Below are 23,686 nucleotides of genomic sequence, written 5' to 3'. Positions count from 1 at the left end.
GATGTACATTTACGCTAATTTTAAAAACAATTTATTATGAAGAAAATTTTACTGATGTGTCTTCTGTCAATAGTGGGCACATTCGCTAAAGCACAGAACGACTGTGCTACGGCAATTCCGATTACCGCAATTCCTTTTTCAAGTGGTGCTCAAACCACATGTGGAAAAGTGAACGATTTTCCTGCGGGAAGCTACGCCAACGCTAACTATGGTGCAGGCGAGGATTTTGTATATTCCATTAATATCACGAATGCTCCTACAACTTTGAATTTGGCTTTGGGGGGTTCCGCAACATGGAAAATTGCTTCTGTTCACTCGGCATGTGCACCTACACCAGCTAACAGCGTAGGAAATGTGACCACAAGTTCTGCAAGTTCCGGTTCCGGTGTAATTAACATTCCAACAAACGGTACGTACTATATCATCGTTGATACCTGGCCCACTCCAGACTGCGGTAGTTTCACACTTGATATCACTCAGGGGCCACCGCCGCCAAACTGCGGAACGCTTACGGGGCCGGCCAATGGAAGTACTGTCACAACGCTAACCCCTACGTTAAGCTGGACCGCTCCTGCCTCAGGTGTACCGCCAACCGGATACAAGGTATACCTGGGGACCACCAATCCGCCCACAACTTTGGTTTCAACAGTTACCGCACCGGCCACAACCTATACAGCCAGTCTTACTCAATATAATACGCAGTACTACTGGTATATTGTGCCTACTAATGGAGGTGCCGATGCGTTGGGTTGCGATGCTGTAATCTGGTCATTTACAAGTCCTGCAGCACCTGCGGCACCTGCCAATGATGATTGTGCGAATGCGGTTATGCTTACCGCTAATACCGGTGCAACATGTGCAACGCCCGTAAGCGGTACTACACTGGGAGCCACGGAATCAATGCCGGCAGGCGCTTGCGGCGGTACACCAAATGATGATGTTTGGTATTCGTTTGTAGCTACGGGCACTACCCACATTGTTACCCTTTCAAACGTTGTCTCGGTGGGTAATCCTTCCACAACTGATATGTATTTTCAGGTACTGAGCGGAGCCTGCGGTTCAACAACCAGTTTACTCTGTTCTGATCCTAACACGGGTACTGTGACGGGCCTCACTGTTGGAAATACCTATTATATCAGGGTATATACATATTCAGGCACACAAACAGCAGCAGCCTCTTTTGATATCTGTGTAACCAGTCCGCCACCTCCACCGGCAAACGATGACTGTGCTGGTGCAGTTACCCTTACGGTAAATCCCGATTATTTATGTGGATCGTTTGCTTCGGGTACAACAGTCAACGCAACTGCTTCTACTGAAACTGCACCGTCATGTGTTGCTACAGGGACCAATGATGATGTTTGGTTTAAATTTACAGCCACCGGTACGGCGCACAGAATTACATTATCCAACGTTTCAGGCAGCACCGATATGGCAATGGCTATTTATAGTGGTGCCTGTGGTTCCCTTGTACAGGTAGTCTGCAGTGATCCAAATACGTTAAATGCTACAGGACTGACAGCTGGTACTACCTATTATGTTCGGGTGTGGACCAATTCTACATCTGCAACCACAAGGGCCTCGTTTGATATCTGTGTAGGGACACAGCCACCGGTGCCGGCCAATGATGACTGCTCCGCAGCGGTTGTACTTACACCGAGTTCAACAGGTGTGTGTGCAAATCCGGTGTCTGGTAGTACCGCCAGTGCCAGTGCAAGTACAGGTACAACACCTACATGTTCAGCTACGGGTATAAATGATGATGTTTGGTATTCATTCACTGCTACATCCACAACACATTTGGTAAATGTAATTTACTCCGATAACGCTACCACTACGCAGGTTTATTCCGGTTCATGCGGAAGCTTGACAGCCGTAGCCTGCTTTGCCGGGAATTACGGAAATTCCAATGTCCTGCTTACTACATTGACCGTAGGACAAACCTATTATGTCAGAGTTTTTTCTTCAACAAGTACAGCAGCTACCACTTCTAATTTTACTATTTGTGTAACGACGCCTGAAGTGCCGGCAAATGATTCCTGCAGCACCGCTATTGCGATTGCTCCAAACGGAAGTGTGACAGGTACTAATGCGCTGGCAACGGCCGACACGCTGCCTACCTCTACTTGCGGAAGTACTGGATCAACAGCTAGTTATAACGGTGTTTGGTATACGGTTACTTCACAGGTATCCGGTCCTATTACCATCAGTGCATGCGGGACACAGTTTGATGCTTATATGAGAGTTTATACCGGTGATTGCAGCACTTTAACCTGTGTGGCTAATACATCAGGTGTGGGGTATGCTGACGCTGGTTGTCCTGGTATTAACAATGCTCCGACTGTGACGTTTAATGCTACAGCGGGAACTACTTATTATGTCCTGCTAACCGGATACTCCGCAACACAGTTTGGTACTTATACAATTTCTACCTCAGGTACGTTGGGTACTTCAAATGTGGTAGCTGAAACAGATAAAGCTTCTGTGTATCCGAATCCGTTTACTGATATCGTTAATATATCGGATGCGAAGGATCTGAAATCATTAACTGTAGTTGATATGTCCGGAAGAATGGTGAAAACAATAGCCAATCCTGGAAGACAGATCAATCTGAGTGAACTGAAAGCCGGACTTTATATCCTGAAACTGGATTATAAAAATGGAACTTCCAAAACTGTGAAAGCGATTAAAAAGTAAGCAGTTATCTAATCAATAGAAAAGGCTGTCTCACCAACCGGTGGGACAGTTTTTTTATACCTCTATCCTTCAGGCAATCACATTAACATGACTGCACTGAAAGCCTTATATTATAATAGGGGTTAATGATGGTGATGTGAGAATGCTGCGAGAACGTTGTCAGCAGTTCTAATTTACCTCCTGATTTTTTTTGAAGATTAGATGAACGGTGTCTATCTTCAAATAACTTGATTTTGTCCTGTGTAAATCTATTTCGCAACAATTATGCTGACTGTTTAATTACCTTTTGATTTAATGTGCTTTTTTTTATCTATAATATATTAAAATTTTATAAATTAGCCATAACCTTATAAATCATAAATTATGAAGAAAGTACTACTATCATGCTTTTTGTCCCTCGGGCTCGGAGCATCGGCGCAAACCTACTGTGTGCCCGAATTTGCAAGTGGATGTGCGGACGGAGATCAAATTAGCAGTTTCTCCATCCCCTCCGCTGGATTCAGTCATCTTAACACGGGTTGTTCCAATGCCGCTTATGGAGATTTCAGTGCTACCCAGACCGTCACTCTGCAGGCCTCACTACCTTACAATTTTACGGTGGATCATGGTTACAGCGGTCAGTATGTAAGTATCTGGGCAGATTTTAACAATGACGGGACCTTTGATCCTGCTTCTGAACTGATAGGTTCAGGATCAAGTGGGTCCGGATTACAGACGGCTTCCACAATTACAGTTCCTGCGGGAACCCCGGTGGGTACTTACAGAATGCGCTTAGCCGACCGTTGGAATACTGCACCGATACCATGTAACACAGATGGTTATGGTGAAGCTCATGACTATACACTGGCTGTAACATCCCCGCCTAGCTGTACAATTCCAACAGCGGCAAGCACAACAACTGTATCTTCATCTTCACTGCAGGTATCGTTCACGGCTCCTCCAACTGCTCCGGCTCTGGGATATGACATTTATTACAATACAACGAATGTTGCTCCTACAGCGACTACCTCACCAATATTAAATGTGCCGTCATCACCCGGCCTGATTCCGTCTCTTTCCCCAGCCACAACCTATTATGTGTGGATCCGCTCCAACTGTTCAGCAGCAGATAAGAGTATATGGGTGGCGGCAGGTTCTGCAGTAACGTCATGTGTCGCATTTGCAGCTCCGTTTTACGAAGCATTCAGTTCGGGTACATTGCCTAACTGCTGGACAAATATCAATCCGACTACCACTTCCACCAGTACCAATGCTTTCTGGAAGTTTGCGGGGAACCCTGAGTATGGTGCAAGCCCGGTGAATAACGGTAGGACAGGAGGTACATTTGCCTGGGTTGATGCAAGTTCACCGTACCTGGGAGAACATCAGGTTCAGCTCATCTCTCCTCAAATCAATTTGACAGGACTTACCAATCCTTATATACAGTTTGAATGGTATAAGAATCACCTTACGTCAGCTACAGGAACACTGCCACCTTATGATAATAACAAGCTTACGGTACACGTAACCAGCGACGGAACCACCTGGAACCAGATTTTTACAGCTGATACCAATTCAAGTAACTGGAGACTAGAGGGAATTCCACTTGGAACGGCATATTCGGGAGCTACCATCCGTATTAGATTCACCGTCGATAAAGATGCTGCAGGAAACGGTTATTTTTATGATGACCTTCTCCTGGACGAGGTACGTGTGATGGAAACGCCAACCTGTGTACAACCTACGGGTGTAGCTGTATCTAACGTTACCAGTTTCACCGCTGATTTCGTATGGAATGCAACCACTCCGGTGCCGGCAAACGGGTATGACTTTTATTACAGTGCAACCAACACTGCTCCTACAGCAGCTACAGTGCCAACAGCCACTGGTCTTACGACACCTGCATACCAGTTAACCGGTTTATTGCCGTCAACCACGTATTATGTTTGGGTGAGATCAAAATGTTCGTCCAGTGCTCAGAGTCTTTGGGCGGCGGGACCTTCATTTACCACCGTGTCTTTCTGTCCTGTGGTCACTGCACCGGCCAACGCCCTCAGCGGAGTCTCTATCACGCCAACAATCACGTGGAATGCAATGCCGGGTGCAACCTCCTATATTATCACCATGGGAACCACTTCCGGCGGGACCGATGTCCTGAATGCCGTTAATGTTGGCAATGTAACTTCCTATACACTACCTACAGCACTTGCAAACAGCACCACATATTATTATACGGTGAATGCAACTAACGGTACTGTACTTTCGCAGTCCTGTACAGTGAGAACTTTCACTACAGCTTGCGCTGCTATCCAGCCTAACTATACCAATAACTTTAATACAGTACCCGGTAACTGCTGGTTAATTGCGGCCGGTGGTTCCCCGGCTTCGGGACCTGCACCTGGTGCAACTGTAAGCTATAACTGGAGATCTGAAGCCTTCCTGTTGGGTAACGGAGGCACAGGTGGTGCAGCATTAAACCTTTATTATTTTGACCGTGCCGGATGGCTTATCAGCCCAACTTTTGATTTGTCTGGTGCAGGTACGCATACGATGACCTTCAATTATGGCGTTACAGAATATTACGGTTCAGATCCGATTGCGATGGGTTCCGATGATGTGGTGAATGTCCTAATATCTACTGATAACGGTGCTACTTGGTCCATTATTGAAGAGTTTACTTATATGGACAATATCAGCAACACCTCCAATACCTTTACTTATACCGTTCCGGCAGCACAGGCTACCGCGCAGGTGAAGTTCGCTATTTTTGGTACCGACGGTACAGTGGATGATGCTGAAGACTATGATTTCCATGTTGATAATTTTGCGGTAACGACCGGTGCACTTTCAACTTCAGAAATCGCAGCTCAGAGCAGTGAAGTGAGGGTTTATCCAAACCCATTTACCGATGTTGTTAACATTGCCGATGCCAAGGACCTGAAATCTGTTTCTGTTATTGATATGTCCGGAAGATTGGTAAAATCAATCAGTAATCCGGGAAGACAAGTTAATTTGTCTGAGCTGAAATCGGGACTGTATATTTTGAAGCTTGACTTTAAAGACGGTTCTTCAAAGTCAGTGAAAGCAATTAAAAAGTAGAAATTCATAAATGTAAGCGGCCAATTCTGGCCGCTTTTTTTTAATGGATGAGCCGATAGTTATTTTTGCTTTCCCTTTGTGTATTGCAGGCATTTAGCAATAAATACAGGTGTCCTAACCGCAGCATCTGCTAACACCACTCGAAATGACCTTTATTATATTTCTATAACCGGCAGTTATTCTCCAAATGTGAATCAGCACTGCGGGAAGTGATCGCCACACTTGATGCTAATCCAAACTGCAGTATGGGTGTAAACGATGTTGCTAATGCGCATGTACGCAATCAAATCAGTCCGGATCCAAAGGCAGATCTTGCCACTATCAGCACAAAAGCTGATGTTATTATGGTGGAATCCTAATCAATGACGGTTGGAGTGATACTGTTTGAAGGTGGGAGAAAAATGACCGAAGTTAATGTCAGATGACTGATTAACGGAAATTATGTGGCGGTACTTACCCTACAGGATGGTACCCAGTATTCCCGAAAAGTGATTAAGAAGTAAAATTCAGATGAAATATACAAACAGCAGCCTCGTTAACGGGGCTGTTTCCTGTTTCATACAGGTACAAACGGATCTGCTTTTAATAGTGTATTTCAATGGGCGAACGAACGCTAAAAAGCATAATTGGTAAATAGTCCTAAAGTGCGCAGGGCAGTATTTGGTTTTATTGATTGCCCAGATACCTTTCAGGAATGGTGGTCTTTTCGCCGCAGCGCTTGCAGTAGTTGGCATCATCATCTATATCATCGTTCATGCATCTGCTGCACACTTTTTCAAAATTCTGCCTCTTGTTGCGCATTTCAGCAGTTACAATTCCCGTAGGTACAGCAATGATGGAATAACCGGCCAACATAAGAAGTATGGAAAACAGTTTTCCAAGTGGGGTAGTGGGCGAAACATCGCCGTAACCTACAGTGGTCACCGTTACTACCGCCCAGTAAATGCTCTGCGGAATACTTTCAAAACCTTCTTTATGACCTTCCACCATATACATCATGGAACCCACAATTACGGAAAATATCATCAGGAAGAGCAGGAAGATGTAGATTTTACGGGAGCTGTTCTTTAAAGCACGTACAATCAGATAGCCGTCATTCATAAAATCGAGCAGGTTAAGAATCCTGAAAATACGCAGGATGCGCAGCATTCGGATAATCAGGAAAAACTTGGTTACGGGCAGTAAAAGACTCAGGAAAAAAGGCAGAATGGCCAGCAGGTCTATGATTCCGAAGAAACTGAAGATGTATTTACGTTTGTTGCGGATGGTAATGATCCTTAAAATGTACTCTGCGGTGAAAAAAAGCGAGATGGTCCACTCCAGAACAATGAAGAGCGTATGAAACTGAAGGTCAAAGGAAGGCACACTCTCCAACATAACGATGAAGGTGCTCAGGAAAATCAGGATCAGCAGGCAAATGTCAAACATCTTACCCAAAGGCGTATCTGCGCGATAGATGATCCTGAACAGCTGCCGCTTCCACTTTTTTCTTTCCGGGATGAAATCGTGCTCCTTTTCAATGGCGTGATGCGGCTCCATAGGGTTCTGTTTGCAATTATTCCTTATTTTCGTTACAAACTTAATGAAATGAACTTAAAGGAGGTGGTTTTTGAAATTGAAAATACATTTTCAATGAAGCAGGCAGAAGACTTTGATAATGTGGGACTGCTCTGCGGTAACCCGGAACGTGAAATTACCGGCATTCTGGTATGTCATGACGCGCTGGAAAAGGTGGTGGATGAAGCTGTTGCCTGCTCTGCCAACCTGATTGTGACCTTTCACCCCATTATTTTTTCAGGACTGAAATCTCTGACCGGCAAAAACTATGTTGAGCGGGCAGTTCTGAAGGCTGTCGAAAGTAAAATTGCCATCTATGCCATTCATACTGCATTTGACAATGATTATTACGGGGTGAACTTCGGGATTTGCGAACGACTCGGACTTTCGGATCAAAAGATACTGATGCCCAAAAGAGAAAACCTCAAAACGCTGGAAGTCATGGTTCCGGCAGACGATGCAGAGGCTCTTCGCGAGGCCCTTTTTTCAGCGGGTGCCGGCGGTATCGGTTTCTATGACCAGTGCAGTTTCAGTCATGGCGGTACAGGTACCTTCCGGCCTTTAGCAGGTTCGGACCCTTACTCAGGGAAGCAGGGCGAGCGCAGTAAGGCAGACGAGGAAAAAGTTGCAGTCGTTTTTGAAGCTTATAAACAGAACCGGATCCTGAGGGCGATGAAAGAGGCGCATCCTTATGAAGAGGTGGCCTATAATATTATCCGGCTGGATAATGAGAATCCCTATTCCGGACTGGGGCGCTACGGCGATCTTCCTGAACCTTTGGCTCCGGCCGATTTCCTGAAACTGGTGAAAGAAAAATTCAGCCTGGAAGTAATCCGTCACAGCGCTCAGCTTCCACAAGCCATCAGAAGGGTAGGAGTGCTGGGTGGCAGTGGTGCTTCAGGAATTGATGCTGCGATAGCCGCGGGGTGTGACGCTTACCTAACCGGCGATGTGAAGTACCACGATTTCTTTAAGGCCGAGGATAAAATGATGATCTGTGATATCGGCCATTATGAATCGGAACAGTTTGTAACTCAACAATTATTTGAGATTTTGTCGGAAAAATTTCCTAAATTTGCAGTCTCAAAATCAACCGGGAATACCAATCCTGTTAATTACTTTTTATAATATATGGCTAAGAAAAACGTAGAAATTTCTGTTGAAGAAAAATTAAGGGCGCTGTATGACCTGCAGATTATTGATTCCAGATTAGACGATATTCGCAATACCAGAGGCGAGCTTCCAATTGAAGTGGAGGATCTGGAAATTGAGATTGAAGGCTTGGAAAAAAGAGCAGAGAAATTTCAGGCTGAGATTAAGGAGCAGAACGACGAGATCAATACCAAGAGGGAAGTGATTAACCATGCCAATTCCCTGATAGAAAAATACAAATCGCAGCAGGACAACGTACGCAACAATAAGGAATTTGAATCTCTGGATAAGGAAATCGAATTTCAGGAATTGGAAATCCAGCTGGCGGAAAAAAGAATAAATGAGTTTGAGGCCAAGATCTCCCACAAAAATGAAACTCTGGATGAGCTGAATGCTAAAATTGAGCAGTTGAAGAACCACCTGAAATTCAAGAAGGAAGAGCTTGAGAACCTAGTAGCCGAAACCCAGAAAGAGGAGGATTTCCTGGTTGAAAAATCTGCCGAGTTTTCCAAGAAGATTGATGAGCGTCTGCTGGCTTCATATAACAGGATCCGTTCCAATTCGACCACTGGTCTTGCGGTAGTAGGTCTGGAAAGAGGTGCTCCGAAGGGATCGTTCTTCACCGTTCCGCCACAGAAGCAGATGGAGATTGCACAGCGTAAGAAAATTATCATAGACGAGCATTCCGGGAAAATCCTGATTGACGACGAAATGGTAAATGAAGAAAACGAAAAGATGAAGGAGATCATCAAGTTTTAAGGTTACTTTACGAAATATATAAAATCCGATTCAGTACTGAGTCGGATTTTTTTGTTCGATAGCTTTTTAGGAGGGTGATTTGCCTGCATTAGCAATGTCATCATTTCCCGTTTCGCCTTCATATTTTAGCGAAAAGCTTCGCCGGGGCTCTGCGACTGTAAACATTCGTATTATAAGGATCTGTGCTCTTATTGTTCTACCAAGCAGTTGAGTTATCGAGGCGATGCGAAATCTAATGAGATATAGATATTCTGCATTGCGCAAGGAGATGTTCATATAGGATCAGAGGTAAAAAAATCCGGCCCCATGAATGTGGAGCCGGATTTTCCATTTTATTCCCGTTCAGTTATTTATCGCCCTCATGTCCGTACATCCTGTTGTACAAGGTTAAGAAACGTTCCCTGATGGCTTTTCGTTTAAGTTTTAAAGTGGGTGTAAGCAGGCCGTCATCTATGGACCAGACTTCAGGAGTAAGCTCAAAGCGCTTAATCTGCTCCCAGCTTCCCAACTTGGTGTTCAGGTAGTCTATTTCCTTACCGATCCGTTCTTTAAGTTCGCGGCTTTGTGCAATCTCTTCCGGGGTGGAGCCAATATCCAGCTTATGACGCTCGGCCCAGTGTCTGGCAAAATTAAAATCCGGCTGAACAAAAGCGCAGGGCATTTTTTCGCCATCGCCCACCACCATAATCTGTTCTATGAATTTAGAAGCCTTGGCCTGGTTTTCAATAACCTGCGGTGCGATATACTTACCGCCGGATGTCTTGAACATTTCCTTTTTACGGTCCGTGATTTTCAGGAAACCTTCACTGTCTATATGTCCGATGTCGCCGGTACGGAAAAAGCCGTCTTCCGTAAAAGCTTCACGGGTCATCTCTTCGTTCTTAAAATAACCTTTGAAAACGGAAGGTCCCTTTACGGTAATTTCACCATCTTCCTGAATCTTTACTTCCAGATTGTCCAGCACATATCCTACGGTTCCGATTTTCATTCTTTCAAATGAATTCACCGAAATTACAGGCGAAGTTTCTGTCAGTCCGTATCCTTCCAGAATAGGGATTCCGGCATTCTGGAACATTTTGTTGAGCCTTTCCGAAAGTGCCGCCGAACCCGAAACCAGTGTAATGATGTTACCGCCCAAACCTTCTCTCCATTTGGAAAATACAAGTTTGTCCGCAATGATTTCCTTAAGACCGGAGGGTTTTCCGATGCCTTTCTTATTTTTGTTAACGCCCAGAGCCCAAAGGAATATTTTTGATTTAAGTCCGCCTGCACTGGTTCCTTTGTCATAAATCCTGTCATAGACCTTCTCAATAAGTCGCGGTACCACACTCATATAATGAGGTTTCACCTCTTTGATATTGTCGCCCATCTTTTCAATGCTCTCCGCGAAGTAGATGCTGAAACCATTGTACTGGAAAAGGTAGAAAAGCATCCTTTCGAAAATATGGCAGATGGGCAGGAAACTCAGCACGCGTGCATCATGGTAATCCAGTTTTCTGTCGCGCGGAATCCTTTTGTCGGAGGCCAGCACATTGGACACAATATTCAGGTGAGTAAGCATTACACCTTTTGGTTTTCCGGTCGTACCGGAGGTGTAAATTATCGTGGCCAGGTCTTCGGGATTTATTGTTGCGGACAGGTCAGTTACCTCACTTTGGTTTGCTTCGTCGCTGCCCAGGTCCAGCACTTCCTGCCAGTTAGCCGCACCTTCAATACTGTCGAAGGTGAAGATACCCTGCAGTGACGGGACACCGGGCTTGGCTGTCTTCACCTTAGTCAGCAGGTCGCGGTCTGATACAAAGCAGTATTTTACTTCCGCATCGTTAAAAATGTATACATAGTCCTCCGCCGAAATAGTAGGATAAACAGGCACGCTGATGGCGCCGATTTGAGAGATCCCGAGGTCCATAACGGCCCATTCCGTACGTGAGGCTGTGGTGATAAGCGCAATCTTGTCGCCGGGTTTAATACCGAGCTTAAGTAACCCGCGCGAAATGCGGTTGCCCAGGTTGATATATTCCTGAGAGGAGGTCTTTTTCCATTCACCATCATATTTAGTGACAAACATATTCTCCTTCGGGAAATTCTTCAGGGCATGGTGCGCAATATCAAATAATCTTCTTATAGACATACGGTGTTTTTTTTGTTAAAAATTCAATCCTATGGGTAAATGTAGCTATTTTCCGTGAAATTAACAACACGAAACAAATTTCCGTTTTGCAGCAAAAAACCGTAAATTTGCACGCAAACAAAAATGTATTATGAACTTTAATTTATCAGAAGAGCATTTAATGATACAGCAGGCAGCCAGAGATTTTGCACAGGCTGAACTGCTGCCTGGTGTTATCGAAAGGGATAATGCTCAGAAATTTCCGCACGAACAGGTTAAGAAAATGGGGGAACTCGGTTTTCTTGGCATGATGGTGGACCCAAAATACGGCGGAGCAGGGATGGACAGTATTTCCTACGTTTTGGCCATGGAGGAGATTGCAAAAGTGGATGCTTCTGCAGCTGTAGTAATGTCCGTAAATAACTCTCTGGTATGTGCCGGTCTGGAAAAATACTGCAACGAGGAGCAGAAAATGAAGTATCTGCAACCGCTTGCCAGTGGCGAAGTGATCGGTGCCTTTGCCCTTTCAGAGCCCGAAGCCGGGTCGGATGCCACTTCCCAGAAAACTACCGCGGTAGATATGGGTGATCATTATGTCCTGAACGGAACCAAGAACTGGATTACAAACGGTGGTAATGCCACTTATTATATCGTTATCGCACAAACCGATCCTGAGAAAAAGCATAAGGGAATTAACGCCTTTATCGTAGAAAAAGGTTGGGAAGGTTTCGAAATAGGTCCTAAGGAAGATAAACTCGGAATTCGCGGCAGTGATACGCACTCCCTTCTTTTTACCGATGTTAAAGTTCCAAAGGAAAACAGAATCGGTGAGGATGGATTTGGATTCAACTTTGCAATGGGTGTACTGAACGGCGGCCGTATCGGTATTGCCTCCCAGGCTCTGGGAATTGCTTCCGGTGCGTATGAACTGGCACTGAAATATGCTAAGGAGAGAAAAGCCTTCGGTACAGAGATCATTAACCACCAGGCTATTGCCTTTAAACTTGCTGATATGGCTACGCAGATCACTGCCGCCAGAATGCTGTGCCTGAAAGCCGCCTCGGAAAAAGACCAGGGAATGGATATCGGCGAAAGCGGTGCAATGGCCAAGCTGTATGCCTCTCAGGTGGCAATGGATACCACCATTGAAGCCGTGCAGATCCATGGTGGATACGGTTACGTGAAAGAATATCATGTAGAGCGTATGATGCGTGATGCCAAGATTACTCAGATTTACGAAGGAACTTCTGAAATCCAGCGTATCGTGATCTCCAGAAGCATTGCAAAGAAATAACTGATTAAAAGTCAGTCCTGAAAATAAATTTATAACCACAAAAATGGCCGAGTATCAGTTTGAAGAAAAAAAAGGCAGCTACGGAAAGATCCTTTTCTGGGTACTGCTTGTACTGTTCCTTTTCGGAGGTGTATTCATCTGGTATAAATACTATTTTGTATTTGGAGAAGGAGTGAAATCCGGTTACCTGAACTATGTGGTGAAGAAAGGTTATGTCTTCAAAACTTATGAGGGTAAGATTATACAGGAAGGTTTTGGTAAAGGCCGGACCGGAGCGCTTACCAGTTATGAGTTTGAATTTTCTGTAGATGATCCCAAAGTTTTTAAACAACTCGAGGAAAACAGCGGAAAACATTTCGACCTTCATTATAAGGAGTACAACGGAGCCATTCCATGGCGTGGTAATACCAGATACGTGGTGGACAGGATTGTCAACATGAAATAACAGCAGTCCCTCCGAGATATCGGAGGGATTTTTTTAAATGATAACGATGAAAGAATACTTTTTAAAACGTGAAGGCGTAATACGGCTTCTGTCTTTGATTGCCATTACTGTGTCTGTATTCCTGGATGAACCGGTGCTTAAAGTTGGCTTACTGGTTCTTGGAATCGGCGGGCTGATCACCCTGGCCTGGTACCGTAAGCAAAAGGTTACTTTGATTATTTTCTGTGTCCTTTTCGTAGCTACATTATCCGTTTATTACTTAAAATCAATTGGCACAATCTGATTATAAGATTGGTTAACTTTAACAGACCTTAACAGAAGCTTTGCATTATTGTTGTTCATCCCTCTTAAATAAACAATTAAAAGATGAACAATCAAAGATTAGCCGGTCTGTGGATCGATACCGAAAAAGCAATTGTAGCCAAAAATCATGATGCGCAATCCGCGTCTGAATTTTTTCTCTGCAATCCCGTGAAGCATGAAATTCAGCACGGAAACTCAAATGAGCATACCGGCAATAACGCTGAGCAAACCAATAAGCGCAAGTATTTCAAGGAAATAGCGGAATTGCTTGTAAACACAGAAAAAGTTTTGATTACAGGACCCGGAACAATTCAGGAAGAACTTAAAAGCCATCTTCTGGCCACACCCGAATTTAAAGACCTGGATATTACACTTCAGACGTCACAGCAAATGGGTGAGCAGCAGCTTCTGGAAGCAGTAAAATCACATTATGGAAATTAATTTTTCTTCTTTTTTTGCAGAAATCCCCTGAGCAATAGCTCAGGGGATTTTTGTTAGTGAGTTGTATACTTTAATTATATTGACAAATATTATTTGGGGCGGTACTTCTCATAAGGATCTTTACCGTTTTGATCTTCCGCCGGTGGATTAACTTCTTCAACCTTCTTTTCCGGATGAGTTTCAATAAATTCCTCCTGCGGGACTTCTTCCACGTAAGGTGAAGCGGTTTCCTCGAATTTTTTATTCCGGTTTCGGCCACGCATAAAATACCAGATTATGGCTCCGATTACGGCCACGGGCCAAAAAGGCAACAGTGCTAGCAGGACTTTGCCTAATACATCAAATCCTTTCATAAATGCACCCGACGCGCTTTCCTCACTTTTCTCCGCGGAACTCTCCGGTCCGGTTTCCGTCAGGATATCACTCATGCCCTCCTGCTTTTTTTCTCTAAGAATAAACTCCAGGCTGGATATACGGTTCGGGTCGTAATCTGTGCCGGTGCTTTCTACGCTTCGGGTGGTTAGTGTACCCAGCCTTTCAGGTAAGTGGGTGGCGGCTTCGTCAAAATATTGAGTCGGAATCTGAATGCGGATCACCTGCTTCCGGTCACCGTTGATATCTTCATATTTTTCCGAAACAATATTGCCATCAAACCTCCTTAACGCCAGCGCCAGGTCGTCGCGTGAATTGCTGAGGTCGTACACTGTAACCTCCATCACACCGTTTTTGGTTACGGGATTTGAAATAACGGGTGCTGGTGCAGCCACCGGCGGCTCTGCCGTATTATCGTCCGGAATGACAGATTTTCCCTCAGCCTTATCCTCATTCTTTTCAGGTTGTGTACTTTGTCTTGCCGATTTTGAGACCTTGTCAATGGTTTTGGAAATGGTGGAAAGAACATCAATAGGGCTTGAGGTCTCTTTCAGAACTCTGCCGGCAGAATCCACAGTCTTAAGAACTTCCGAACCCTTCTGGATATCCCTTCTGGCATTTTTAAGCACGGCGTTCAGCGAGTCCAGGCTTTTCGCATTCTCCTGAATCACTTTGCCCACACTTTCCTTGGTTTTTTCTATTTCCGGAACGACAATTTTGTTAAATTTTGCCGTATCTCTCACGATTTTCGAAATGGAATCCAGCGTTCGCACGCCGTCATTGGCACGCGTAAAGAGGCTGTCGGCACTTTTTATTGTATCACTGGTTTGCTGCATCTCCGATTTGGAGCAGGAAATCACCGCTGTTCCCAAAGCGAGTGCATATAGTAAGTTTTTCATTTATAACAGATAACGGATGCGGTCAATCAAAATGTATTCCTAAGTTAAGTACTAAGTAAATATCATATTTACACAGTTTAACTTAGACCATCTTGCTTACTTTCAGGTTCTGCGTCTTTTAGACTGAAACGTATTAAAATATCAAATACAACAACGTCAGTTGCTTTCTACAAATCAGCATATTGATAAATTACCAAAACCATCCATCAATCACCAACCACCAACCACCATTCACTAAATCCTCTCCTCCTTAATCTCCTCCACAATCTCGGGGTTCAGAAGGGTAGAAGTGTCTCCAAAATTCGCAAAGTCACCCTCCGCAATTTTCCTTAAAATCCTCCGCATAATTTTGCCCGAACGTGTTTTTGGTAAAGCGCTTACAAACTGGATCTTGTCCAGCTTCGCAATCGGTCCTACGGTATCACTGATAACCTGATTGATTTCCTTTCTCAGGTTGTCGCGGTCACGGCTCTCGCCCACATCTTTTAATATGACATAGCCGTAAAGCGCGCTGCCTTTAATATCGTGCGGATAACCCACAATCGCCGATTCGGCCACCGCCGGATGCTGGTTAATGCTGTCTTCAATGGGTGCTGTGCCAAGGTTGTGTCCGGACACGATAATGACATCGTCTACACGTCCCGTAATCCTGTAGTAGCCTACCTCATCCCGCAGGGCGCCGTCTCCGGTGAAGTATTTCCCCGGAAAAGCGGTAAAATAGGTTTCTTTGTACCGCTGATGGTCACCCCAAATCGTTCTGGCAATTCCCGGCCACGGAAAACGGATACAAAGGTTACCGTCCACCTGATTTCCGGTAATTTCATTGCGTTTGTCATCCATCAGGACGGGCTGAATTCCCGGAAGTGGAAGCGTGGCGTAAGTGGGTTTGGTAGGCGTTACAAATGGTATCGGCGAAATCATAATACCACCGGTCTCTGTTTGCCACCAGGTATCTACAATAGGGCACTTCTTCTTGCCCACATGGTCGTTGTACCAGTGCCAGGCTTCGTCGTTGATGGGTTCGCCCACGGACCCGATAATGCGCAGGCTGGAAAGGTCGTGCTTCTCCACCCATTCGTAGGATTCCTTGGCCAAAGAACGTATCGCAGTTGGAGCCGTATAAAACTGGGTAACTTTGTGTTTTTCAATTACTTCCCAGAAACGGTCCGGTTCCGGATACGTTGGTACGCCTTCAAAAATTACCGTCGTAGCACCGTTTGCAAGTGGACCGTAAAGGATGTAGGAATGTCCTGTAATCCAGCCAATGTCCGCAGTACACCAGTACACATCATTTTCCCGGTAATTGAATACATTTTTAAAGGTATATGCCGTATAAACCATGTAACCCGCCGTGGTGTGCAGCATGCCTTTCGGTTTGCCGGTTGAGCCAGAAGTATATAGGATGAACAGCGGGTCTTCAGCATCCATAATTACCGAAATAAAATCTGACGGCGCCTTTTCATAGAGGGGTTCCAGCCAAAGGTCGCGGCCTTCCTTCATATTAACTTCTCCGCCGGTGCGTTTTACAACAAGGACTTTTTCAACCGTTGGGCAGCTTTCAGCGGCTTCATCTATGATACCTTTCAGGTCAATGGCTTTACTGCCGCGGTAGCTTCCGTCTGAGCAGATAATCATTTTGGCTTCACAGTCATTCACCCGCGAAGATACCGCCGACGCTGAAAAACCTGCAAAAATCACCGAATGCACGGCTCCAAGTCTGGCGCAGGCCAGCATCGTAACTGCCAGTTCGGGAATCATAGGCAGATAGATACATACCCGGTCGCCCTTTTCTATTCCCTGGTCGCGCAGCACATTGGCCATTTTGCACACCCTTTCCCTCAGTTCGGCATAAGAGATATGCTGTGCGGCCTCGGCGGGGTCGTTGGGCTCCCAAATAATGGCGGTCTTGTCGCCGCGGCTGTTCAGGTGCCGGTCTATGCAGTTTTTGGTGATGTTGAGTTTGGCATTTTTAAACCATTTTATTTTGGCTTCATTCATGTCATATTCCACCACCTTATTCCAGCGCTGGTACCACACAAAGTTCTCATCCGCTATTTTGTCCCAGAATTTCTTTGGGTTTTTAATTGATTTTTTATACTGTTTAAAGTAGTCCGGTAGGTCATCTATAAAATAATTTTTCATGTTCGCCTTTATATTGATTAATTTTTAGGAGCTTTTTCCTGCTTTCCGCTGCAATTCCTCGTCCCGTCCTTCAGACGGGACTGCGGGATTTCCGCTGCAATCAGGGCTGGTAACGGTGTGGCATGCTTAGAAAATTCAGGAGCCTAAATTTAGTATAAATATCAAAGTGAGCCGGTTTTCTTCTCAACTTTATTACAGTCAGGTTACATTTTTAAGGATTTAATACAGGCACAGAAAATTCTGTTTGAACCGCCGAATCGATTATTGGTCATTTTACCTGATGAATTTGCAGTTCCTAAAAATATTCCTATCTTTGCAGCTAATGAAAAGAATATTTCCATTAGACGATTTACACAAAGGCAGCGATGCCGGTAACTACCATATTTATTTTATTTAACGAAGTCCTTTGGGCTTCGTTTTTTTTTGACCTTAACTTACAAAACCATGCTTACAACCACAGACTTAACGGTAGAAAAGATCAATTCTTTACTGAAAACCGCGGAAGAATTTGCTGCCGGCAAAACACTGAAGGCGGTGGATGAGATTTATGTCTCCAATCTATTTTTTGAAGACAGTACCCGTACAAAAACGAGTTTTGATATCGCGCAGCGCAGGCTGGGACTGCATGTGGTACCTTTTGATGTAACCTCCAGTTCCGTGAACAAAGGCGAATCCCTGTACGATACGGTACGAACTTTGGAAAGTCTGGGTGTTAACCTGGCTGTGATCCGCCATGGGAAAGACAAGTATTACGAAGAGCTGAAAAATGTGAAGCTGACGGTTATAAACGGTGGCGACGGAAGCGGGAATCATCCTACGCAAACCATCCTGGACCTGATGACCATCCACCAGGAGTTCGGAAAGTTCAAAGGTCTGAAAGTAGGTATCGTGGGCGATGTAAAACACAGCCGCGTGGCCAACTCAAATGCTGAGGCGCTGCGTAAACTCGGTGCCAAAGTTTATTTCTCCGGACCCGAGAAGTGGTTTGACGAGGGAACCATCATCAACGGAACCTACCTGTCTATAGATGATCTTGTAAAAGAAGTGGATGTCCTGATGCTGCTGCGCATACAGCACGAAAGACACGGCGAGAAGATGAAGATCTCCCTGGAATCCTACCACAGGAAATTCGGCCTTACCACTGAACGTGTAAAAACCATGAACGAGGGTGCCATCATCATGCATCCTGCGCCTATCAACCGCGGAGTTGAAATCGCCGATGAACTTGTGGAAAGTGAGCGTTCGCGGATTTTCAAACAAATGGAAAACGGCGTGTATGCGCGCATGGCCATCCTGAAGGAAGCGTTGGAAGAGAAAGGGTTTAAGTTTAAATAGAAATCAGATTTCAGATCTCAGATTTCAGATGTCAGTTTTGAGATGTCGGATGTCAGCAGTCTGATATGAAGGTTTAAAATAAGCAGTAATAAGAGTTTTTCAGTCTGAAATCTGAAGTCTGAAATCTCACATCTAAATAAAAATGAAAAAGAAATTGATATTAGAATCAGGGGAGGTGTTTCACGGAACCGGTTTCGGGGCTGACCTGGAAACGGCCGGCGAGGTAGTCTTCAACACCGGAATGACCGGCTATCAGGAACTGATTTCCGATCCGTCCTACTGCGGCCAGATCGTATGTATGACCTATCCGCTTATCGGAAACTACGGTATCAACCGCGACGACTACGAAAGTATAGAGCCAGCCATCAAAGGTCTCATCGTAAAGGAACTTTGTGACCTTCCGTCCAACTTCCGTAACCAGCTTACCCTGGACGAGCTTTTTGCTAAGAAAAACCTGTCGGGAATCAGTGGTATCGATACGCGACGTCTTACCCGCATCCTAAGAAGCAAAGGGGTGCTTAAAGGTAAGATTGTGAGCGCTGATGCCGATGACCAGACGGTAATTGAAAGCCTTAAAAACACCACTTTCCCAACAGATCAGGTGGCCAGCGTTTCTACCAAGACCGCCTACGCAAGTCCCGGCCGCGGATTGAAAGTGGTACTGGTAGACTTCGGTTCAAAGTTGGGCATCCTGCGCGAACTTACGCAGCGTGACTGCGATGTAACCGTAGTGTCCCAGGACGTAACTGCCGAAGAAATCCTGCTTATGAACCCGGACGGGGTCATGCTTTCCAACGGTCCCGGCGACCCGGAAGATGTGAAAGGTGCTTCAGAACTGATCAACGGACTGCTGGGTAAAGTGCCGATTTTCGGGATTTGTCTGGGTCATCAGCTTATTGCGCTGGCCTGTGGTGCCAAAACCTTCAAACTGAAATTCGGTCACCGCGGCGGAAACCACCCTGTACTGGACCTTCAGAAAAACAAAGTGGCCATTACCTCCCAGAACCACGGCTACGCTGTAGATCAGGAATCCCTGAAAAATACTGATTTGGAAGAAACCCACATCGCCCTGAATGACAGAACCAACGAAGGTTTGAAACACAAGATCCACCCCTGCTTCTCGGTACAGTACCACCCCGAAGCCAGCCCCGGCCCGGAAGATGCCAATTATCTGTTTGATGAGTTCCTTGAGTTGATGCATGTCTTTAAGAACCAAGAGCCAAGAACCAGGAATCAAGATTATGCATAATTTTGAGAAATTGGTTTTTTGGCAAAAGTCTATTGGCTTTGCAAAAAAGATTTATTTAATCTCCCAGAATATTTCATCAGATGAAAGATTTGGTTTGATTTCTCAAATGAAACGTGCTGCCATCTCAATCCCTTCAAATATTGCGGAAGGCTCGGGTAGAAACAGCAACAGGGAGTTCAATCATTTCCTCTCAATTTCATTAGGCTCTGCCTTTGAGCTCCAGACCCAAATCATTTTGGCCAAAGAACTCGAATTACTCAACGTAGAAACAGCAAATGAACTTTTGGAAGATTTATCAGCAATTCAAAAAATGATTTATTCCTTCAAAAATAACCTTCAATTAAAGTCTTGAATCTTGGCTCTTGGTTCTTGGCTCTTAGCTCTTGAATCTGACATCTGACATCTAACATCTGAAATCTTGAATCTAAAAAGAAATGAAAAGAAACGATATTAAAACGATCCTCGTTATCGGCTCCGGCCCCATAATAATAGGGCAGGCGGCCGAGTTTGATTATGCCGGAACCCAGGCCTGTCTGGCCCTCAGGGAAGAAGGCTATAAAGTCATCCTGATCAATTCCAACCCCGCAACCATTATGACGGATGTTGAAATTGCCGACAAAGTCTATATTGAGCCTATCTCACTGCCTTTTGTGAGCCACATTATCCGAAAGGAAAGACCGGACGCGCTGCTGCCTACACTGGGCGGTCAGACTGGTCTGAACATGGCGGTGGAACTGGAGAAATCCGGCATCCTGGAAGAATGTAAAGTGGAAGTCCTGGGTACCAAACTTTCAGCAATCAATCAGGCCGAAGACCGTGACCTTTTCCGCGAGCTTATGCGAGAACTGAACGAGCCGGTGCCGGAATCAGACATTGTAAATACTGTGCGCGGTGCTCTGGAATTTGCGCATAATATCGGTTATCCTGTGATCGTGAGGCCTGCCTTTACCATGGGCGGAACCGGTGGTGGTATAGCACACAATGACGATGAACTTAAGGAAATCGCCGGTTTTGGACTTAAATATTCACCTGTAACCCAGTGTCTGATTGAAAAATCTATCGCGGGTTTCAAGGAAATTGAATACGAAGTGATGCGCGACAAAAATGATAACGCCATCGTGGTCTGTAATATGGAGAACATAGATCCGGTAGGTGTTCACACCGGAGATTCCATTGTTGTAGCACCTTCGCAGACGCTTTCGGACCGTGAGTACCAGATGCTCCGGAATTCCTCCCTGAAGATCATCCGTGCGCTGGGCATTGAAGGCGGCTGTAACGTACAGCTGGCTTTGGATCCGCATTCATTCGACTATTATATCATTGAGGTGAACCCTCGTGTGTCGCGTTCATCAGCCCTGGCGAGTAAGGCTACCGGTTATCCGATTGCCAAGATCGCAGCCAAGATTGCCGTAGGACTTACCCTGGATGAGATCATGAATCCCGTTACAGGAAAAACCTACGCTTGTTTCGAGCCGGCTTTAGATTATGTAGTAACCAAGTTCCCAAGATTTCCGTTCGATAAATTTGAAACGGCCGACCGCCGTCTCTCCACTCAAATGAAAGCCACGGGTGAGGTAATGGCCATCGGCAGGAACTTTGAGGAATCCCTGCAGAAAGCCATCCGTTCACTGGAAACAGGTCTGAGACATATTGGCCTCAAATCCAAGCAGGCAGAAGCGCTGACTGACGAGGAAATTGAAAGAAGGATCCGCGTTTGTGATGACGAGCGTCTTTTCATCATCGGTGATGCCTTAAGAAGAGGTTACGACTGGGAACAGATTGTGGAGTGGAGCAAGATCGACAAGTTCTTTATCTGGAAGATCAAGAAACTCATTGACTTCGAAAAAACCATCACAGAGAATAAATTTAATAAAGATGTGCTGCTTGAAGCCAAGAAATCAGGCTTCTCGGACCTACACATTGCGCACCTTTGGGAATCCCACCAGAAAACTGTCTTCGATTTCAGACGCGACAACGCCGTAATGCCGGTATACAAAATGGTGGACACCTGTGCCGCTGAGTTTGAAAGTGCCACCCCTTACTTTTACGGTACCTATGAAGAAGAGAATGAAAGCATTCCTTCCGACCGGAAGAAAGTAATTGTCCTGGGTTCTGGTCCTATCCGTATCGGGCAGGGTGTGGAGTTTGATTACGCGACCGTGCATTCCGTTTGGGCAATCAAGGAAATGGGTTACGAGGCCATCATTATCAATAATAATCCGGAAACCGTATCCACAGATTTCTCCATTAGCGACAAACTTTACTTTGAACCGCTTACCGAAGAAGATGTGATGAACATCATCGAACTGGAAAAACCTGAAGGCGTTGTGGTACAGTTTGGCGGACAGACCGCCATCAACCTGGCCGATAAGTTAGCGGCACACGGTGTTCAGATTCTCGGCACTACGCTTGAAGACCTGGACCGCGCCGAAAACCGTAACAAATTTGAAGCGGCCCTGCAGGAACTCGGCATTCCGCAACCTATGGGTAAGACCTGCTTCACAAAAGAGGAAGCACTCGTGATTGCCAACGAAATAGGTTTCCCGGTTTTGGTAAGACCAAGTTATGTACTGGGTGGCCGCGCCATGGAAATCGTATACGATGAAAAGGAACTGGACTATTACATGACCAACGCCGTTAAAGAAAACTCTGAGCATCCGATTCTCATCGACCGTTACCTTACCGGTAAGGAAGTTGAAGTAGATGCCATTTCCGATGGTGAAACGGTAGTTATTCCGGGGATTATGGAACATATTGAGAGGGCTGGTGTTCACTCCGGTGACTCCATCGCGGTGTACCCGCCGCAGAATATCACCGAGCAGCAGATTGACACGCTGGTGGATTATACCGAAAGACTGGCGCGCGGTCTTAACGTCATAGGTCTGATGAATATCCAGTTTGTTCTGGCCGATGGCGAAGTGTTCGTGATTGAGGTAAACCCAAGGTCGAGTAGAACGGTACCTTTCCTTTCAAAGATTACAGAAATCCCAATGGCCAATCTGGCTACCAAGGTGATCCTGGGTCAGAAACTGAAGGATTTAGGATTTGAATCCGGTCTGGCACCGGTGAAGGACGGTGTTTATGTAAAAGTTCCGGTATTCTCCTTCTCCAAACTGACCAAGGTGGACATTTCCCTGGGACCTGAGATGAAATCCACTGGTGAAGTGATGGGCAAGGACACCACGCTGGAAAAAGCTCTTTACAAAGGCCTTATCGGTTCCGGCCGCAAGATGCCGCTGCACGGCGCGATTCTTTTCACCGTTGCAGATAAGCATAAAGAAGAAGCCTGCGAAGTGGCCCGACGGTTCCAGGAAATCGGCTTTAAGATCTGGGCCACCGAAGGAACAGCCAACTACTTTGAAGAGCGCGGCGTCCGTGCCAAGATCGGTTACAAGATCGAGGAAAATCCTGAGATTAACCTTATTGACCTGATCCAGACCGGCAAGGTTCAGTACATTGTAAACACCATGACTAAAGGCAAGCAGTCGGAGCGCGACGGCTTCCAGATCCGCCGCACCTCGGTGGAGAACGGTGTGCCGTGTCTGACCTCCATGGATACCGTTGAGGCTATTCTGAAGGTTATTGAAAGCATGAGTTTTAAGATGGAGAAGATGTAAAATCCAATTTTTTATAAGTGAAGACGCGTCCGGGAGGGCGCGTTTTTTGGTTGAAATGTTGGCAAAATAATGAGCTAGAGAAAACTGATTAAAATTCTCTTACAATACTTGTTTGTATAATTATAATTCAGGTGTTGCCTGACGCTTTTAATGTTTGTAGATTGGTTAAATATTTATCGTACCTTTTTGTTACCAAATTTTTAGTTGAAACATTAGCTGATAATCATAAGTCAGTG

16 protein-coding genes are annotated in these 23,686 nt (G+C 45.3%); 12 read left to right on the top strand and 4 right to left on the bottom strand.

Annotation, left to right across the window (positions count from 1 at the left end):
- The first annotated feature begins 36 nt into the window (after window positions 1-36).
- Both F7R58_RS08455 and F7R58_RS08450 read left to right on the top strand, forming a co-directional pair.
- Window positions 37-2,697: a T9SS type A sorting domain-containing protein gene (locus F7R58_RS08455; protein WP_158064493.1), complete on the top strand. Its 2,661-nt coding sequence runs from the start codon at window positions 37-39 to the stop codon at window positions 2,695-2,697.
- A 363-nt stretch (window positions 2,698-3,060) separates the two neighbouring features.
- Complete coding sequence (locus tag F7R58_RS08450; protein ID WP_158064492.1) at window positions 3,061-5,775, top strand: GEVED domain-containing protein; 2,715 nt, start codon at window positions 3,061-3,063, stop codon at window positions 5,773-5,775.
- A 666-nt stretch (window positions 5,776-6,441) separates the two neighbouring features.
- Here the strand turns inward: F7R58_RS08450 and F7R58_RS08445 are convergent.
- Window positions 6,442-7,314 carry an ion transporter gene (locus tag F7R58_RS08445; protein ID WP_158064491.1) on the bottom strand — a complete coding sequence of 291 codons (873 nt, stop codon included), beginning with the start codon at window positions 7,312-7,314 and terminating at the stop codon, window positions 6,442-6,444.
- A gap of 48 nt (window positions 7,315-7,362) precedes the next feature.
- Between F7R58_RS08445 and F7R58_RS08440 the strand changes: the two genes are divergently transcribed.
- Entirely contained in the window at window positions 7,363-8,460 is a 1,098-nt protein-coding gene (locus tag F7R58_RS08440) for a Nif3-like dinuclear metal center hexameric protein (protein WP_158064490.1), read from the top strand.
- Window positions 8,461-8,463: 3 nt separating this feature from the next.
- Window positions 8,464-9,243: a zinc ribbon domain-containing protein gene (locus F7R58_RS08435; RefSeq protein ID WP_158064489.1), complete on the top strand. Its 780-nt coding sequence runs from the start codon at window positions 8,464-8,466 to the stop codon at window positions 9,241-9,243.
- 346 nt (window positions 9,244-9,589) lie between these two features.
- On the opposite strand, the gene F7R58_RS08430 is transcribed toward F7R58_RS08435, so the two are convergent.
- Window positions 9,590-11,374, bottom strand: a complete 1,785-nt coding sequence (locus tag F7R58_RS08430) for an AMP-dependent synthetase/ligase (RefSeq protein ID WP_158064488.1) — start codon at window positions 11,372-11,374, stop codon at window positions 9,590-9,592.
- A 130-nt stretch (window positions 11,375-11,504) separates the two neighbouring features.
- Between F7R58_RS08430 and F7R58_RS08425 the strand changes: the two genes are divergently transcribed.
- From F7R58_RS08425 to F7R58_RS08410, 4 genes are all read left to right on the top strand, one after another.
- Window positions 11,505-12,647, top strand: coding sequence for an acyl-CoA dehydrogenase (locus F7R58_RS08425; protein WP_158064487.1), 1,143 nt, complete (start codon window positions 11,505-11,507; stop codon window positions 12,645-12,647).
- Between the two features lie 43 nt (window positions 12,648-12,690).
- Window positions 12,691-13,092 carry a hypothetical protein gene (locus tag F7R58_RS08420; protein ID WP_187695223.1) on the top strand — a complete coding sequence of 134 codons (402 nt, stop codon included), beginning with the start codon at window positions 12,691-12,693 and terminating at the stop codon, window positions 13,090-13,092.
- Between the two features lie 46 nt (window positions 13,093-13,138).
- On the top strand, window positions 13,139-13,375 hold the full coding sequence (locus F7R58_RS08415) for a hypothetical protein (RefSeq protein ID WP_158064486.1): 237 nt from the start codon (window positions 13,139-13,141) through the stop codon (window positions 13,373-13,375).
- 83 nt (window positions 13,376-13,458) lie between these two features.
- On the top strand, window positions 13,459-13,836 hold the full coding sequence (locus F7R58_RS08410) for a hypothetical protein (protein WP_158064485.1): 378 nt from the start codon (window positions 13,459-13,461) through the stop codon (window positions 13,834-13,836).
- A gap of 89 nt (window positions 13,837-13,925) precedes the next feature.
- Here F7R58_RS08410 and F7R58_RS08405 read toward each other — a convergent pair whose 3' ends face one another.
- Together F7R58_RS08405 and acs are read right to left on the bottom strand one after the other, a co-directional pair.
- On the bottom strand, window positions 13,926-15,107 hold the full coding sequence (locus F7R58_RS08405) for a DUF4349 domain-containing protein (RefSeq protein WP_158064484.1): 1,182 nt from the start codon (window positions 15,105-15,107) through the stop codon (window positions 13,926-13,928).
- Between the two features lie 234 nt (window positions 15,108-15,341).
- Window positions 15,342-17,249 (bottom strand): acetate--CoA ligase, encoded by a 1,908-nt coding sequence (gene acs, locus F7R58_RS08400; RefSeq protein ID WP_158064483.1) that lies wholly within the window; start codon window positions 17,247-17,249, stop codon window positions 15,342-15,344.
- A gap of 444 nt (window positions 17,250-17,693) precedes the next feature.
- Between acs and F7R58_RS08395 the strand changes: the two genes are divergently transcribed.
- The 4 genes from F7R58_RS08395 to carB all read left to right on the top strand — a co-directional run bounded on the left by F7R58_RS08395 (window position 17,694) and on the right by carB (window position 23,450).
- The gene (locus tag F7R58_RS08395) at window positions 17,694-18,584 is read left to right on the top strand and encodes an aspartate carbamoyltransferase catalytic subunit (RefSeq protein WP_158064482.1); all 891 of its coding nucleotides are present in this window, start codon (window positions 17,694-17,696) and stop codon (window positions 18,582-18,584) included.
- Between the two features lie 142 nt (window positions 18,585-18,726).
- The gene (locus tag F7R58_RS08390; RefSeq protein ID WP_158064481.1) at window positions 18,727-19,833 is read left to right on the top strand and encodes a carbamoyl phosphate synthase small subunit; all 1,107 of its coding nucleotides are present in this window, start codon (window positions 18,727-18,729) and stop codon (window positions 19,831-19,833) included.
- Complete coding sequence (locus F7R58_RS08385; RefSeq protein WP_158064480.1) at window positions 19,826-20,185, top strand: four helix bundle protein; 360 nt, start codon at window positions 19,826-19,828, stop codon at window positions 20,183-20,185. Before F7R58_RS08390 ends, F7R58_RS08385 begins: the two co-directional genes overlap by 8 nt.
- Before the next feature lie 82 nt (window positions 20,186-20,267).
- On the top strand, window positions 20,268-23,450 hold the full coding sequence (carB, locus tag F7R58_RS08380) for a carbamoyl-phosphate synthase large subunit (protein ID WP_158064479.1): 3,183 nt from the start codon (window positions 20,268-20,270) through the stop codon (window positions 23,448-23,450).
- Window positions 23,451-23,686 lie beyond the last annotated feature (236 nt).

The sequence above is a fragment of the Chryseobacterium sp. genome (genome assembly GCF_008831505.1).
Lineage (GTDB): Bacteria > Bacteroidota > Bacteroidia > Flavobacteriales > Weeksellaceae > Marnyiella.
Note: the sequence above shows the minus strand (reverse complement) of the source record. Positions and strands in the feature narration are given on the sequence as shown.

Excerpts from the sequence above, each read along its gene's own strand:
- F7R58_RS08435 (WP_158064489.1), top strand. The coding sequence starts at position 8,464 with ATGGCTAAGAAAAACGTAGAAATTTCTGTTGAAGAAAAATTAAGGGCG.
- acs (WP_158064483.1), bottom strand. The coding sequence starts at position 17,249 with ATGAAAAATTATTTTATAGATGACCTACCGGACTACTTTAAACAGTAT.
- F7R58_RS08415 (WP_158064486.1), top strand. The coding sequence starts at position 13,139 with ATGAAAGAATACTTTTTAAAACGTGAAGGCGTAATACGGCTTCTGTCT.
- F7R58_RS08395 (WP_158064482.1), top strand. The coding sequence starts at position 17,694 with ATGCTTACAACCACAGACTTAACGGTAGAAAAGATCAATTCTTTACTG.
- F7R58_RS08405 (WP_158064484.1), bottom strand. The coding sequence starts at position 15,107 with ATGAAAAACTTACTATATGCACTCGCTTTGGGAACAGCGGTGATTTCC.
- F7R58_RS08440 (WP_158064490.1), top strand. The coding sequence starts at position 7,363 with ATGAACTTAAAGGAGGTGGTTTTTGAAATTGAAAATACATTTTCAATG.
- F7R58_RS08445 (WP_158064491.1), bottom strand. The coding sequence starts at position 7,314 with ATGGAGCCGCATCACGCCATTGAAAAGGAGCACGATTTCATCCCGGAA.
- carB (WP_158064479.1), top strand. The coding sequence starts at position 20,268 with ATGAAAAGAAACGATATTAAAACGATCCTCGTTATCGGCTCCGGCCCC.
- F7R58_RS08390 (WP_158064481.1), top strand. The coding sequence starts at position 18,727 with ATGAAAAAGAAATTGATATTAGAATCAGGGGAGGTGTTTCACGGAACC.
- F7R58_RS08430 (WP_158064488.1), bottom strand. The coding sequence starts at position 11,374 with ATGTCTATAAGAAGATTATTTGATATTGCGCACCATGCCCTGAAGAAT.
- F7R58_RS08450 (WP_158064492.1), top strand. The coding sequence starts at position 3,061 with ATGAAGAAAGTACTACTATCATGCTTTTTGTCCCTCGGGCTCGGAGCA.
- F7R58_RS08385 (WP_158064480.1), top strand. The coding sequence starts at position 19,826 with ATGCATAATTTTGAGAAATTGGTTTTTTGGCAAAAGTCTATTGGCTTT.
- F7R58_RS08425 (WP_158064487.1), top strand. The coding sequence starts at position 11,505 with ATGAACTTTAATTTATCAGAAGAGCATTTAATGATACAGCAGGCAGCC.
- F7R58_RS08455 (WP_158064493.1), top strand. The coding sequence starts at position 37 with ATGAAGAAAATTTTACTGATGTGTCTTCTGTCAATAGTGGGCACATTC.
- F7R58_RS08410 (WP_158064485.1), top strand. The coding sequence starts at position 13,459 with ATGAACAATCAAAGATTAGCCGGTCTGTGGATCGATACCGAAAAAGCA.
- F7R58_RS08420 (WP_187695223.1), top strand. The coding sequence starts at position 12,691 with ATGGCCGAGTATCAGTTTGAAGAAAAAAAAGGCAGCTACGGAAAGATC.